Origin of the sequence: Pseudomonas flavescens (genome assembly GCF_013408425.1) — a bacterium.
Classification (GTDB): domain Bacteria; phylum Pseudomonadota; class Gammaproteobacteria; order Pseudomonadales; family Pseudomonadaceae; genus Aquipseudomonas; species Aquipseudomonas fulva_A.
In genome coordinates this window covers 2607101-2621022 of record NZ_JACBYV010000001.1, presented here as the reverse complement: position 1 = coordinate 2621022, position 13922 = coordinate 2607101, and the positions used below count along the sequence as shown (strand labels likewise).

The window sequence follows — 13922 nt, the reverse complement described above, 5'->3', positions numbered from 1 at the left end:
GCTGCATGCCGCGCCTGTCATCGCCAACCTCACTCCATCTGTTCCTCGACCTCGCCGCCGATCTCCTCCAGTTCGCGCAGACGCTGGTCGTACGCGTCGCAATCGGTGCCCAGCTTGTCGGCTTCGGTTTGTGGCGCCGCGTCCTTGAGTTCCTCACGCAACAGGGCGGCCCGTTCGGGATCGCGCTGGGTGATCTCTTCGACCTTGGCGGCCAGTTCCTGAGCCTTGGCAGCGGCCTCGTCGGCCGTGCAGGCCTGGGCGTGGCCAGCGCCATACAACGCCAGGGCCAGGCCGCAGAGTGGCGCGATATGTTTGATCATCTCAATTCCTCACGCTTCGCAGGGTCATGTCTGCGATTGAGTGCCCGCCAAGCGTGAAGGTTCAGGCTTTCGGCCAGTGCGCTATTTCACGCTGTCCAGGCTGCGCACCGTCAGATCCAGGGCTTTTTGCATGTCCAGCCTGGCCGAACGGCCGATGTCCTTGTCCTTCAGATCGAAGCCGCGCTCGGAGGGCAGAATGGGGGCCGTCAGGTCGTCGGCATCGGTTGGCTCGAAGTCGAATTCCTCACCGATGGTCATGGCACTGCGGCGCAGCAGCATGCGCAGCTGATCGGGATGCAGCTCGGGGTTGATCGACATAAGTGAAGCAACCACGCCCGCGACCAGCGGCGTGGCATAGGAGGTGCCGCAATGCACGCTGCCCTGTTTGCCTTCTTCTGCGGTGGAGGCGCGCACGCAAGCGGCAGCGGTGATGTCGACACGGGTATCGACGTTCGACGAGCTGCGTCGGGTGACGTAAGCCGGGTCGTCGACCGCGACATCCTTGCGTTCGCTGCGCTGGTGACCGCCGACCACGAACAATTGTTCGGTGACGAAGGAGGAGGGCAGGCGGTAATCGTCGGCGCCGGAGAATGATGCACCGTTGCCAGCGGAGTTGATCACCACGACATCCGGGTGCTCGCGACGCAGCCACAGGAAGAATTCCTCCAGCAGTTCCTCGTAACCGCTCATGGCAATGCCCGAGCGCACCAGCGAGTCGATCTCGTCGCCATGGATGTTCTTGGCGCCCACGCGGTGGATGCCCCAGCTCCAGTTCAGCACGCGAACGCCGTCTTCGACCAGGTTGACCGAGGCCGCGATGTTGGCGGTGATGCCGGCATCCGAATTGCGGTCGACGATCACCTCGAAGCCCGGGCCGGCGCCATCCAGCCCACGCAGGAAGCCGGTATTGCCGCCGTTGTCCCAGCGCGCGGCGAGAATACCCGCCACGGTCGAGCCGTGCCCGTTGGGTTTGTCGGCGTCGCGGCTGTACAGGCGGGTGTGAGGGGTATGGCCCTCGCGTTCGGCGGCGCCGAGGTAGTCCTTGAAGTCCGGAGCGTCGAAGTCGACATTGCGCTCGATCAGCCCGATGCGTACCGGTTTGGTGTCGATGGGCGAGCGTTTCGAAGGGATGCGCCGCTGGTAGTAGTTCACCGCGTCGATGAAGCGGTTCGCCGCCCATTCCTCTTCATCGAGATGAGCATCCGCGGACTCGCCGGCCGGCGCCTCCTGCTCCTCCGCCGAGGACTCCTCGATGACCACGGCGTCCACGCTCAACTCGCTACCCAGGCGCAGCACCATGGCGTCGCGCTGGACAAGGTCCTTGGCCGGCAGGCGCAACTGGAAGGTATTGAGCGGGGGAATCGCGCCGACCACTTCAGCGCCGTATTTCTTCGCCAGAGCCCTGGCCGTGTCGAGGCCCTTGGCGTCTTCTTCGATGACCACACTGACCAGGTCGACATAGGTGTTCAGGCCATCCATGTTCTTGGCCACTTCACCGGGCTTGGCTGCCAGCACGTGGCTGCCCGCCATGGACAGCCACACCGGATTGCTGACGGCGTCACCCTGTTGCAGCCATAGCGGGCCGCTGCGGTAAGCGTCGCTGTCCAGGCTGATGCGCAGGCCATCGCGACGGTCCACGGCACTGGCGGGCAGCGGCTTGCCATCGAGCAGCACCTGCAGCTCGCCGTTGGCCATGCCTCGGGCATCGAGGCAGAAGGTCTGGCGCTGCCGATCCAGTACGTCTTCACAGCGGTACAGGTGCTTGAGCCGCAGCGGCTCGGCCGCCAGTACCGACGGCGCGATGGTCGCCAGAAGCAGGGCGCTGAGAACGGGGCGCAGCGGTGGCCGGCGGAGCATGGGTGAGTCCTTTGTGCGAAGGGGGAGATGCGCCTCAGACTGGCGCCGTTTGCCTTGGTTCAGGCTGCGTTCGAGCAGATAGGGCGAACCTTGCTCAGTGCAGCGACGTCACAGTTTTACAGGTGCCTGCGAGCGCCGCATCCGATAGTCCCATCGGGTGCCCGAATGCTGGGAGATGATGATATGACGACTCAGACCCAAACCCATAACTGGGATCTCATCGAGCGCATCCTGCACGATGTGCAGAACAGCGCTGGCCAGGCGTTCGTGCCGCGCCGCTGTGCCGAGGAGCTGGCCGAGGCGCTGCAGCAGGCCGGGCAGGAAGTGAAGGATGTCGACGGGCTCAAGGCTCAGGCCGACCGCTACGAAGCCACGCTGCTCGCTGGCGGCTTCATCGCCCCGCGACCGCAAAGCGAGGGTGGCAATGGCGAGAACTTCATTCTCACGCCGCGTGGCTCCCAGTTGCTGAGCATGATCGACAGTACCTTCCCGGGAGAACAACATCCCCGCGAGGTGCTCGATCGGCACGGTCTCGCGGCGCTCACTCCAGAGGTGTTCGATGGGCTGGGGCCGAGGGCGACGCTGGTTTGACAATCGGTAACTGACGCAGTCGTTGGTAAGCTGTGGCACGGGCGGCAATTTCCCGTGCTGGACAGCCTGATTCGACCCCGCTATACCAACTGACTACGGAGCCGATGAGTGGCAGCTATGCGCATGAAGTGGTGGGTGGTCGGGCTGTCGCTCCTGGCGCTTGACTGTGTGGCCGAGGAGCTGAAAATCGGCTTCGGCACCCACAAGCCGCCCTATGTCTTCGAACGAGAGAACAGAGGGCTCGAGTACGATGTGGTAATCGCCGCAGCACGTGCCGCCGGCTTTACGGTAAAGCCTTACTACTCGCCCATGGAGCGCCTGCATCGGTCGTTCAGCATGGGCGAGATCGACGCCATGACCACGACCAATCCGAAGGGGGGAGTGGCGCGTTTCTATTCGCAGCCTTACATCCACTATCAGAACGTCGCCATGTCGCTGGCCTCCCGGGGCTATCGCATCGAAAGCATCGCTGATCTTCGCCACTACTCGGTTCGCGCCTTCCAGCGTGCGCGCTTCCTGCTCGGCGACGACTTTCGGCAGATGGCCGAGAGCAATCCGCGTTATCACGAAGAAGCCCAGCAGGTCGCCCGCAATCGGCTGCTCTACAGCGGGCGTGTGGATGTGGTGATCGGTGACCGGCGCATCCTGCATTACTTCAATCGCGAGGTGTATGCCCAGGTCGATGTCGGTCAGCCAGTCACCGAACACCTGCTGTTTCCGGCCACGGCCTACCACCTGGGGCTGCATGACGAGGCGTTGCGTGATCGCTTCGACCGCGGGCTGGCCGCCATTCGCGCGAGCGGCGAGTACGCAGAAATCGAACGGCGCTACGCGATTTACTGAGCCCGACGCGCGTCGCTCACTGGGCCAGCTCTTCGCTTTCTTCCTCTGCCTGGGCGGCCAGCAGTTCGGCTTCCATCGGCCGCGTCTCGACGCTGAAATCGGTGATCTCGATGGAGCCCTTACCTTCACCCACCAGGTGGAAGGAAAATGCCTTGCGCGTATCGAGGTTGTCGAAGGAGAAGCTGAGCTCCAGTGGCTGGCCCTCCCTGAGCAGCGGAATCTCCGGGATGTTGATCAGCACGTCGCGATCGAACTCCTTGGTCTTCAGGCGCAGCGTGGCGCCCGACTTGGCCATCTTCAGCGCATTGACCTTGAGGGTCACCGTGGTTTGCGTGCCCTTCGGCAACTCCAGGTACTGGGCGCCGATCAGGTTGTCGGCCCAGTCGTCGCCCGGTGTGGTACGCAGGCGAATGCGTTCGTTGCTGGCGAACTGCAGCAACTGGTTGCCCTGACCATCACTGAGCGAGCGATCCAGCAGCTCGGCGCGCTGACTCACCAGGCGCGCCGGTTTGCCACTGACGCGACCCAGGTAGTCGGCGTGATCGGCGATGAAACCCGGGCTGGCATAACGGCGGCAGACCTGCTGGAAGTTGCACTCGGTGAGCGTGCCGTGGCCGTCGTGTTCACGCAGCAGGCCATTGGTATAGGAGATGATTTCGCGGCCCTGGGCGTAGTCACGCAGCATCGAGCGGCCAGCGATATCCGCCGGCAAGGGCAGGGCGAAATAGTCGAGAACCGAGGCGGTCAGGTCGACATGCCCGTAAACGCCGCCCTTGATCGATGGCAACTGGGCCTGCTCCGGCGCGAGCATGAGGTTGAAGCCCCAGGCTGAAGCCAGGCGTACGTTCTCGATGCCATGGGACTCGTCGGAGGTGACGATCACCAGGGTGTCGTCGAGTACGCCACGCGTGTCGAGCGCCTCGAGAAACTCGCCAACGGCGTCGTCCAGGTAGGCGATGGCGGCCTGCTTGGCGCTGGGGTGACGGTCGAGGTAGTCGGCTGGGGCGGAGTAGGGCTGGTGGGTGCCGACGGTGAGCAGAGTCAGCATCCACGGCGCTTTCTGCTTGCGCAGGCCGTCGACGTAGGTCAGTGCGCCTTCGAAGTAGGCTTTGTCGTCCATGCCCCAGGCGAAGTCGAGATACGGTGTGTTGCGGAACCAGTCGCGGCCGAGGGTCTTGTCGAACCCCATGCGTGGCATGATCTGGTCCTTGGCCATGAAGCGCAGCCCGGCTCCCTGCAGGAAGTGCGTGCTGAAACCCTGTTCGCGCAGTTGCGCGGGCAGACACTGAGCGCTGCGCTCGGCATTGGCCAGCAGCTCGATGCCTTTCGGCGTGCCCGACGCGAGCTTGTCGTAGTCACCACAGAGCATCGCGTAGAGCCCGCGAATGGTCTGGTGGCCGTGCAGCACGTAATCATGGGTCAGCATGCCGCGCTCGGCCCATTGGCTCAGGCGCGGCATCGGATCGGCCTGGTAGCTGCTGCCGATGGCCTGGCGACTGGCGGCGATGTAGGCGCCGGGAATGCCCTCCAGGGTGATGATCAGAACATTGCGCGCGCGGCCTGGCTCGCTCAGCAGCGAGGTGCCGTCCATGTCCAGTCGGGTCAGCCCGGTCACATCTGGCGGGCTGCTTGGCTGCCCCCTGGCGATCCAGTTTTCGACACCGATCTGCGCGGCGCTGATGCCTTCCGCCAGCCACTTGTGTGGCAGGTTGAATTGCAGCCACTGGTCCGCTTCGCTGGGGCTGCGGTACTGATAGATACCATGAGCGGCGAGCAGGCCGAGCGGCAAGAGCAGCCAGGCGGGCGAGGGTTTGCTGGCGCGCTGTTTGCGGCCGATGGCCAGGAGCACGAAGAACGCCAGGGCAGCCGCGATCAGCCCGGCAGCCAGCCAGGGATGAGTGAGGCCGCCGCCTTGGGTCGAGTGGCTGAGGAACTGTGCATCGGTCAGGTAGTGCAGGTCTGCCGGCTCCGGCATGCGGCCGACGGCACTGACCAATTCCACGGTGCCGAGGTTGAGCGTCACCCAGCCGATAATCAGCGGGATGCCCAGCAGCAGGCCGCGGCGCATGACCAGCCACAGCAGCAGGCTGCCGATGGCCAGGTCCGAGAGGTAACCGAAGGGGTGTGACCAGCCCAGGGTGTAGCGGCTGACAAGCGGAAGAGCAATGAACAGGACAACCAGCGCCGTCAGAGCACTGACAGGCCGCTGCAGCCATGGGCTGAAAAAACGCACTTATATTCCTCGGGGAGTTGCCAGTGATCGACATGCCCGCTCGCGCTCTGGCCCATCGGTTCACTGCATGGCAGGCGGACACGACGCCGAGTCGGTAGCAACCGACCGCGCTGAAAGCGGGTGTCATCATTCTGAAACATGCGTGTGCTCATCGCCAGCGACAAGCGGCGAAGACGAGAAATAAGTCGTTCAAATCATTGCCCGGACGGGCGAGGGGAGGGTTGCCGACCTGGCGCCTGGCACGCAGACGCTACAGGCCGATACAGACCGGTATTACTTCTTGGCGATAGTAATGTGGCGGCTGGCTGGACCGTTGGTCTGGCCACTCACGCCTTTGGCGATTTCCTGGATCTTGCCACCGGACTGAAGAAACGCCGCTATCTGGGCGTTGATCGATTCGCTGGTTTCCACCGCTGGGGCGGGTTTAGCTTTGCTCTGGGATGCTTTGACGCGCATGACGGCCATTTAACCTACTCGAGAATCAAGATGGCCGCCTATTGTACCACCGTGAGGCGCTTCGCTGTTCATTCAATGACCAGTGGGCAGAAAATGCGTCGCACCTGGCCCGCACAGCCGAGAATCCGGCGGGCGAGTCGGGTAAACTGCCGGCCTGAAAATGAGGGTAGGCACCATGGCTGTTATCGGACGTATGAATTCCTTGCAGGTCGTCAAGCACACCGACTTCGGTCTGTATCTGGATGGCGGGGCGGATGGCGAAATCCTGCTGCCCAAACGCTACATCCCCAAGGAGACGCCGAGCGAGGTGGAAGACTGGCTCAACGTGTTCGTCTATCTGGACAGCGAAGACAAGCTGATCGCCACCACCGAGAAACCCAAGGTGCAGGTCGGCGAGTTCGCCAGCCTGAAGGTGGTCGACATCAATCGCGTTGGCCTGTTCCTCGACTGGGGGTTGCCCAAGGATCTGCTGCTGCCACACTCCGAAGAAAAGCGCCCGCTGCAGATTGGTGATTACTGCGTGGTCCACGTGTTCGTCGACAAACGCAGCCGTCGCATCACTGCGACCGCACGCCTGGACCGCTATCTGGACAAGCTGCCGGCCACCTACAAGGCTGGCGAGGAAGTCGATCTGCTGGTGGTCGAGCCCACCGACATGGGCTTCAAGGCGATCATCAACGGCAAGCACTGGGGGCTGATCCACAAGAACGAAGTGATCGGCTTCATGCGCCCCGGCATTCGCCAACCCGGCTTCATCAAGGAGATGCGCGGCGACGGCAAGATCAGCCTCAGCCTGCAACCGATCGGTCAGCAGGCAGCCGGTGGCCTCAGTGAGCAGATTCTCGATCGCCTGCGCGAAAGCGGCGGCGTTCTGGAGCTCAGCGACAAGAGCTCGCCGGAACGTATCAGCGCCATGTTCCGGGTCAGCAAGGGCAACTTCAAGAAAGCCATTGGTGGCCTGTACAAGCAGGGGCTGATCCATATCCACGAAGACCGTATCGAACTGGTCGGCTGATAGCAGGTGCCGTGCCGGCGAAAAAGCGCTTGAGTGGCGTGCTTGGCCTGCTGAATAATGCGTCTCCCGCCGGTGTAGCTCAGTCGGTAGAGCAGCGCACTCGTAACGCGAAGGTCGTAGGTTCGATTCCTATCTCCGGCACCAGACATTGATCTCCATTGAAACCCGCATGAAGCGGGTTTTTCTGTTTCTGGAATGCCCCGCGAGTGTGACGATCGCCCTTGATGGCATGGAGGCCGCTCATGTTTCATCGCAACAAGCTGGTCCCCGAACTGATGGTCACCGACCTGCAAAGCAGCCTGGCGTTCTGGGTCTCCTGCCTGGGGTTCAGGGTGGCGTACCAGCGGGCCGAAGACGGATTCGCCTATCTGGATCTGGATGGCGCTCAGGTCATGCTCGAGCAGGTTGACGTCTCGGCAGGCCAATGGCTCACAGCGCCATTGGCCAGGCCATTCGGAAGGGGCATCAATCTGCAGGTGGACGTTCCCGCAGTCGGCCCCGTCATCCATCGCCTTGGCCTGGCGGGCTGCAGCCTGTTTCGAGGCTGCACCGATACCTGGTACAGGGTTGACGCCCTGGAGGTCGGCCAGCGCGAGTTGCTCATCCAGGACCCCGACGGCTACCTGATCAGGCTGGTAGAGCGGTTGGGGGAGCGGCCTTTGCATCCCGCCATAAGCTAGCGTGGTTCAGGCCAGGTCGACGTCTCGAACGCCTGATGGCCCCACATATGTCGATACAAAGGCGGGCGCCTCGGACCGGCTGTTTTAACGAATTTTTTACATTCGCCATCGCCATAATCGCCGCGTTTTCGAGGGCTGCACGAGCAGCTTCGTTTCGACTATCGATGAGTGAGGCGTATATGAAGTTCGCAATGAAGTATCTGGCTATCGGTGCCATCAGCGTCATCGTGCTCAGTGGCTGCGATGCCGCGGAAAACGCGGCGAACAAAGCCGTTGAAGACGCCAAGGAAAGTGCCGCGCAAATTGCCAAGGACACCTTCAGCGATTCCGCGAAGCAACTCAGCGAGCAGATAGACAGTGCTCAGGAGTCCACCCAGTCGTGGCTCAATGGCGAGAAAGCCGAGGATGAAAAGTCCGAAGACAAGGAAGCCGCGACCCAGGACCGCGATGAAGCCTGAAGGCACGGATTCGCTTCCGATTCAGTGATCGTCACGGCCCGAGCAGGGGCTGATTGGCATTGTCGATGGATAGGGAGCTTCAGCTCTCAATCCGTTAGTCCACCTGCTGGCTTGCAGCCCCCGTAGGATGGGCTTCAGCCCGCCGACCGCACTGCCATACGCGTTTCAAGCATCCCTCGGCTTGCGGCCTCTAGGGTTGGGCTTTACCGGCACGCTGTTGCCGTATTCGCTCCACCATTGCATCAGTGCCTCCATGGTCGGGCCGAGGGCGCGTGCCTTGGTGGTCATTTCGTATTCGACTCGGGGTGGCACTTCCGCGAACACGGTGCGTGTCACCAGCCCGTCGCTTTCCAGCTCGCGCAACTGCGCTGTCAGCATGTGCTGGGTGATACCGGGGATGGCTTTGCGCAGCTCGCCAAAGCGATAGACACGCTGGTTCAGCAGCCACATGACTTCCAGTTTCCACTTGCCCGAGAGCAGCGCGAATGCGCGGCGCATTTCCTCGTGCATGTTGACCTGTTCGGCGTCTTTAGTCTGGTTTTCCATACTAACTATCACTTTTTCATCCTACTTGTGGCTTTTCATCTTAGACGACATCGTAGCCCCGGTTCGATGCGAAAACCCTATCCAGGAATGAAATAGCATGATCGAAAGTTACCTCTATTGGTTCAGCACCGCGCTGCTGTCTCTGCTCTACCTGGCTTCCGCCACGCTGTACATCGTCAAGCGTGACTGGGTTCGTCAGGCCCTCGCTGATCTCGGTTACCCGGCCTACCTGGTGCCGCTGCTCACTGCCGTGAAGCTGCTGGCGGTGGCCACGATGTTGTCGCGTTTCAGTGTGGTGCTCAGTGATCTTGCCTATGCCGGCATGTTCTTTCATCTGTTGCTGTCCGGGCTTGCGCACATCGGTGTGCGCAAGCCCGGTGGCGCGCTGCCGGCACTGATCGGTCTGCTACTGCTGGGTGCTTCCTTCGTCACTCAGAACGCTGCCCGCGAGCTTGCATCCCCCTACGGGCCGATGGTTGTCGCTCAGCAAACTTCCCCCAACTGAATTGGAGATCGAGCTATGTCCCGGCTCAACGGAAAAGTTGCCATCGTCACTGGCGCTGGTCGCGGCATCGGCCGCGCCACCGCCAAGCTGTTCGCTGCAGAAGGTGCCAGTGTCGCGGTGCTGTCGCGCACACCTGAAAACGTCGAGCGCGTGGTCGCCGATATTCGTGCGGCTGGCGGCGTGGCCCTCGGTGTGGTCTGCGACATCGCCGATGCCGGGCAGGTCAGCGCAGCGGTGGACAAGGTGGTAGCGGTCTATGGCCGTATCGATATTCTGGTCAACAACGCTTTCGACCCCGCGGCAGTGACGTCATCGGTGCTCGAACTCTCGGTCGAGCAATTGCAACGCAACTTCGCCATGGGGCCGGTCGCCTACCTGTGCACCATGCAGGCCTGCTATCCGTACCTCAAAGCCAGCGGGGAGGGGCGGATCATCAACTTCGGCTCGTTGGCCGGTGTGGTCGGCCTGCCGGGCTATGCGCCCTACAACATGGCCAAGGAGGCGGTGCGGGCCCTGACGCGTTCGGCGGCGCGGGAATGGGGGGCAGACAGGATCACCGTCAACAACGTGCTGCCGATTGCAGACACCTGGGGAGCTGCGGTCGATGTGCCCACGCCTAGCAATGCGCTGGCCCGTCATGGCTCGCCGGAACAGGACATCGCACCGGTGGTGCTGTTTCTCGCCAGCAAGGATGCGCAGTTCCTGACTGGTTACAGCCTGACACCCGATGGTGGCCAGATCATCGACAGCGCCCGTTGAGGGTCGAGGCAAGGCACGCAGGCGTGTGCCTTGCCTCGATTGCGTCACGCCGCAGTACGCGATGCCATCGATGGTGCCTGTAGCGCGGCACGCCCCGCCAGGCAGGCGAGAACAGCGGCGACCACCAGCAGTGCTGCACTCGATTCGAAGGTTGCCCGATAGCCACTCAGGTCGAACACCAGCCCTCCAACGGTGGCGCCCAGGGCTATCGCCAGCTGGATGATCGCCACCATCAGCCCTCCGCCCGCTTCGGCATCGTCTGGCAGGTTTTTCGCCAGCCAGGTCCACCAGCCGACTGGCGCAGCCGTCGCCACCAGCCCCCAGAGGCCAAGCAATAGGGTCGTGGTGGCGGCCGAGCCACCGAAATGAATCAGCGCCAGTGCAATTGCCGCCATCAGCAGCGGGATGGCGATGAGCGTGCGATACAGGCCTCTTTTCAGAAATACCTCGATCACGAAGGTGCCCACCAAACCGGCCACGCCCAGTACCAGTAGCATGAGCGACAGTATGCTGATACCGACCTGAGTGACGGTTTCCAGAAACGGGCGCAGGTAGGTGAACAGCACGAACTGGCCCATGAAAAAGACACTCACTGCGACCATGCCCAGCGCCACGGGCAGGTTCTTCATCAGCCGAAAGACATTGCTGCTTTTGCCGCTGCGCTCCGTTTTGATCGAAGGCAGGCTAAGCAGCAGCCAGACAGCGGCAAGTGTGGCGACCGGCACGATGCAGAAAAATGCGCCGCGCCAACCGATCAGCGAGCCGAGAAAACTGCCCAGGGGTGCTGCAACGACTGTCGCCAGAGCGTTGCCGCCGTTGACGATGGCCAGTGCCCGGGGCACCTGATCCTTGGACACCAGGCGCATCGCCGTCGCCGCCGACAACGACCAGAAGCCACCGATGGCCACGCCGATCAGGGCGCGGCCCAGCATGAAGATCAGGTAGTTCGGTGCGAACGCCACCACCGTTCCCGAGACGATCATCAGCAGCGTCAGTGAGAGCAGCAGCCTTTTGCGATCGACACGTGCTGCTATGGCCGCGATGACCAGGCTGGTGAGCAGGGCGAACAGCCCCGACACGGCGATACCCTGGCCAGCCTGGCCCTCGGTGATCTGCAGATCCGCTGCAATCGGCGTGAGCAGGCTGACCGGCATGAACTCGGAGGCGACCAGGGCGAATGCGGCGAGCGACATGGCAAGCACTGCGCCCCAGCCGTGTGGAGCCTGGGGCGGTAACGAAATGGGTGTAGGGGACATAAGTGAGTCCTGTGTTTCGTGAACGCTATTCGGTAGGGCAGTGTTCAGCCGCAACGGGCCGGCGAATGGCGTATTCGGGGTGGATCGAAGGCTGGGGCGGGCGCACTGCGAGGGCGTTTGCAACTGAAACGTGAAGCCTGGCCGGGCGCAGGCATGTTGCGCTCGGTCAGGCTTGGCAGTGGTTACTTGAGGTTCTTGTCGAAGAAATGGGTGATCGTCTCGAAGGGGATTTTGTCCATGCGGTCATAAAGATCTACATGGTTGGCGTCCCTGACGATCAACAGATCCTTGGGTTGTGCAGCCGCCTTGAAGGCGTCCTCGCTGAAGTAGCGCGAATGCGCATGCTCACCGGCGATGATCAGAATCGGCCGTGGTGAAATGTCCGAGATGTTGGTCAGCAGCGGCAGATTCATGAACGGCAGCGGTGTGGTGGTGGTCCAGGCGCCATTGGAGTTCGGCGAGTTCTTGTGGAAGCCGCGTGGCGTGCGGTAATAGTCGAAGAACTCCTCGATGACCGCGCCGTCGTTACCACTGAGTTTCTCCGGCAGGATGCGTGGCCCCGGCATTGGCGCTCCGTTCTGGGCATCGACCCAGCGCTGCTGGCTCAACTGCTCCAGCGTCTGTGCGCGTTGTTCCTTGGTAAGGCTGTCGTTCATGCCCTTTGCCATGACGCGCGACATGTCGTACATGGCGGTGGTGACCACGGCCTTGATGCGCGTATCGACCGCTGCGGCGCTCAGCCCCATGCCACCGAAGCCGCAGATGCCGATGATGCCGATGCGCTGGCGATCGACCGATTTCTGCAGTCCGAGGAAGTCGACAGCGGCGCTGAAATCTTCGGTATTGATGTCCGGTGAGGCCAGATCGCGAGGTTCGCCACTGCTTTCACCGGTGTAGGACGGATCGAACGCGAGCGTGATGTAGCCGCGTTCGGCCATGGTCTGGGCGTACAGGCCGGACGACTGCTCTTTCACCGCGCCGAACGGGCCACTGACAGCCAGTGCCGGAAGTGGCTGGCTGCCGCGCTCCCTGGGCAGGTAGAGATCGGCTGCCAGGGTGATGCCGTAGCGGTTCTTGAAGGTCACTTTCTGGTGTTCGACCTTGGCGCTTCTGGGGAATGTCTTGTCCCACCCCTGGGTCATGGTCTTTTCCGCTGTCGCGCGTTGTGTTTCCTGAGCCATTGCGGCCGGCACGCTGGCGAACGCCGCGATGCCGGCAAAGAGGGCGCTCTGGATCAGTCCCAGGCGTGAAAACGAGTTGTCCATTGAATGCACTCCGGTAGTGATGCGATCGGTGGTCTGTCGCAGGTCGTGCCATTCTGCGCAGCTGCCCATGCGGTCTGTAGCGCAATTCACTGGATTACTTGCCCGATCCGATGAGCTTGCCGGCTTTCGATGGGAAGGGCGGAGCGAGCGGGTTAGAGTGCGATGAAGAAGCAGATACAGGCTTGACGATGAACAGACACAACGCGCCAATCGCATCGCTGCACGAGTCGCTCACGCAGCATATCGGAGCACGCATTGCCCGCCCGGGTGATGAGAAAACCGCTATTGCCGGACTTGGTTTTTTCAGGCGTGAAGAGCCTTCGCCGCCGGTAGTGTGCATGGTCGAGCCGAGCATCATCCTCGTCGCTCAGGGAGAGAAGCGCCTGTGGGTCGGCGGCGAAGGCTATCCGTATGATCCTTCGCGTTTTCTGGTCACTTCGCTGAACCTGCCCGCCAATTCCGAAGTGCTGGTGGCGAGCCCGCAGCGGCCCTGCCTGGGGCTGACCCTGAAGCTCGATCTGCGCGTGTTGGCCGAGCTGATCGCCGAGGGCGGTCTGCCGACCACCCGTGATCGATCTGCGGGCACGGGGGTGGGGATCGGCGGGGTCACCGCGCCGCTGCTGGCATCTTTCGAGCGGCTGCTGGCGTTGCTCGATGAGCCGGAGGCCATCCCCGTACTCGCACCGTTGATCCAGCGTGAGATTCACTACCGGCTGTTGATGAGCGATCAGGCTGGCAAGCTGCGCCAGATCACCTCCGTCGATGGCCAGGGTTACCGCATCGCCAAGGCCATCGACTGGTTGAAACTCAATTTCGCCATGTCACTGCGTGTCGAGGAGCTGGCCGCCCGCGTGCAGATGAGTTCACCGACCTTCCATCATCATTTTCGCCAGCTCACCGCCATGAGCCCGCTGCAGTACCAGAAGTGGCTACGCCTGAACGAAGCCAAACGGCTGATGCTCAACGAGCATCTGGACGTTTCCAGCGCTGCTTTCAAGGTCGGCTACGAAAGCCCCTCACAATTCAGCCGCGAATACAGCCGCCTGTTCGGCGCGCCGCCCAAGCGGGATATCGCCGTGTTGCGCGGGCTGGCAGATAGGCAAGCGTTTGAACAGGGCCAGCTCGCTGGCTAGAGAGG

Annotated in this window: 15 protein-coding genes and 1 tRNA gene; 9 read left to right on the top strand and 7 right to left on the bottom strand. The window is 62.3% G+C overall.

The genetic code is table 11. The annotated features are described in order from the left end of the window. Window positions 1–29: 29 nt before the first annotated feature. Window positions 30–320 (bottom strand): hypothetical protein, encoded by a 291-nt coding sequence (locus FHR27_RS11690; protein WP_042554409.1) that lies wholly within the window; start codon window positions 318–320, stop codon window positions 30–32. 81 nt (window positions 321–401) lie between these two features. Next, window positions 402–2177, bottom strand: a complete 1776-nt coding sequence (locus FHR27_RS11685; protein WP_179538643.1) for a S8/S53 family peptidase — start codon at window positions 2175–2177, stop codon at window positions 402–404. A gap of 183 nt (window positions 2178–2360) precedes the next feature. On the opposite strand from FHR27_RS11685, the gene FHR27_RS11680 reads away from it, so the two are divergent. Together FHR27_RS11680 and FHR27_RS11675 are read left to right on the top strand one after the other, a co-directional pair. Continuing rightward, on the top strand, window positions 2361–2768 hold the full coding sequence (locus FHR27_RS11680) for a hypothetical protein (RefSeq protein WP_042554407.1): 408 nt from the start codon (window positions 2361–2363) through the stop codon (window positions 2766–2768). 117 nt (window positions 2769–2885) lie between these two features. Next, complete coding sequence (locus FHR27_RS11675) at window positions 2886–3611, top strand: substrate-binding periplasmic protein (protein ID WP_231570176.1); 726 nt, start codon at window positions 2886–2888, stop codon at window positions 3609–3611. 16 nt (window positions 3612–3627) lie between these two features. On the opposite strand, the gene FHR27_RS11670 is transcribed toward FHR27_RS11675, so the two are convergent. Then, the gene (locus FHR27_RS11670) at window positions 3628–5844 is read right to left on the bottom strand and encodes an LTA synthase family protein (RefSeq protein WP_179538642.1); all 2217 of its coding nucleotides are present in this window, start codon (window positions 5842–5844) and stop codon (window positions 3628–3630) included. A 273-nt stretch (window positions 5845–6117) separates the two neighbouring features. Then, complete coding sequence (locus FHR27_RS11665) at window positions 6118–6309, bottom strand: hypothetical protein (protein ID WP_175154230.1); 192 nt, start codon at window positions 6307–6309, stop codon at window positions 6118–6120. A 166-nt stretch (window positions 6310–6475) separates the two neighbouring features. Here FHR27_RS11665 and FHR27_RS11660 point away from each other — a divergent pair, with 166 nt between their 5' ends. The 4 genes from FHR27_RS11660 (at window position 6476) to FHR27_RS11645 (ending at window position 8453) form a co-directional block, all read left to right on the top strand. After that, window positions 6476–7315 carry a CvfB family protein gene (locus FHR27_RS11660; protein ID WP_042554406.1) on the top strand — a complete coding sequence of 280 codons (840 nt, stop codon included), beginning with the start codon at window positions 6476–6478 and terminating at the stop codon, window positions 7313–7315. A 68-nt stretch (window positions 7316–7383) separates the two neighbouring features. Next, window positions 7384–7459: transfer RNA gene (locus FHR27_RS11655), tRNA-Thr, on the top strand. Window positions 7460–7557: 98 nt separating this feature from the next. Next, window positions 7558–7995: a VOC family protein gene (locus tag FHR27_RS11650; RefSeq protein WP_042554405.1), complete on the top strand. Its 438-nt coding sequence runs from the start codon at window positions 7558–7560 to the stop codon at window positions 7993–7995. Between the two features lie 179 nt (window positions 7996–8174). After that, complete coding sequence (locus tag FHR27_RS11645) at window positions 8175–8453, top strand: hypothetical protein (RefSeq protein ID WP_042554404.1); 279 nt, start codon at window positions 8175–8177, stop codon at window positions 8451–8453. A gap of 165 nt (window positions 8454–8618) precedes the next feature. Here FHR27_RS11645 and FHR27_RS11640 read toward each other — a convergent pair whose 3' ends face one another. After that, window positions 8619–8999 carry a winged helix-turn-helix transcriptional regulator gene (locus FHR27_RS11640; protein ID WP_042554403.1) on the bottom strand — a complete coding sequence of 127 codons (381 nt, stop codon included), beginning with the start codon at window positions 8997–8999 and terminating at the stop codon, window positions 8619–8621. A gap of 97 nt (window positions 9000–9096) precedes the next feature. On the opposite strand from FHR27_RS11640, the gene FHR27_RS11635 reads away from it, so the two are divergent. Both FHR27_RS11635 and FHR27_RS11630 read left to right on the top strand, forming a co-directional pair. Next, window positions 9097–9504: a DoxX family protein gene (locus FHR27_RS11635; RefSeq protein ID WP_042554402.1), complete on the top strand. Its 408-nt coding sequence runs from the start codon at window positions 9097–9099 to the stop codon at window positions 9502–9504. 15 nt (window positions 9505–9519) lie between these two features. Further along, the gene (locus FHR27_RS11630) at window positions 9520–10263 is read left to right on the top strand and encodes an SDR family NAD(P)-dependent oxidoreductase (protein WP_179538641.1); all 744 of its coding nucleotides are present in this window, start codon (window positions 9520–9522) and stop codon (window positions 10261–10263) included. A gap of 44 nt (window positions 10264–10307) precedes the next feature. Here the strand turns inward: FHR27_RS11630 and FHR27_RS11625 are convergent, their stop codons facing one another. Continuing rightward, window positions 10308–11456, bottom strand: coding sequence for an MFS transporter (locus tag FHR27_RS11625; RefSeq protein WP_231570172.1), 1149 nt, complete (start codon window positions 11454–11456; stop codon window positions 10308–10310). Window positions 11457–11701: 245 nt separating this feature from the next. After that, window positions 11702–12700, bottom strand: coding sequence for an alpha/beta hydrolase (locus tag FHR27_RS11620; RefSeq protein WP_257027083.1), 999 nt, complete (start codon window positions 12698–12700; stop codon window positions 11702–11704). Between the two features lie 272 nt (window positions 12701–12972). Here FHR27_RS11620 and FHR27_RS11615 point away from each other — a divergent pair, with 272 nt between their 5' ends. Next, window positions 12973–13917, top strand: coding sequence for an AraC family transcriptional regulator (locus FHR27_RS11615; RefSeq protein WP_179538639.1), 945 nt, complete (start codon window positions 12973–12975; stop codon window positions 13915–13917). Window positions 13918–13922: the final 5 nt, after the last annotated feature.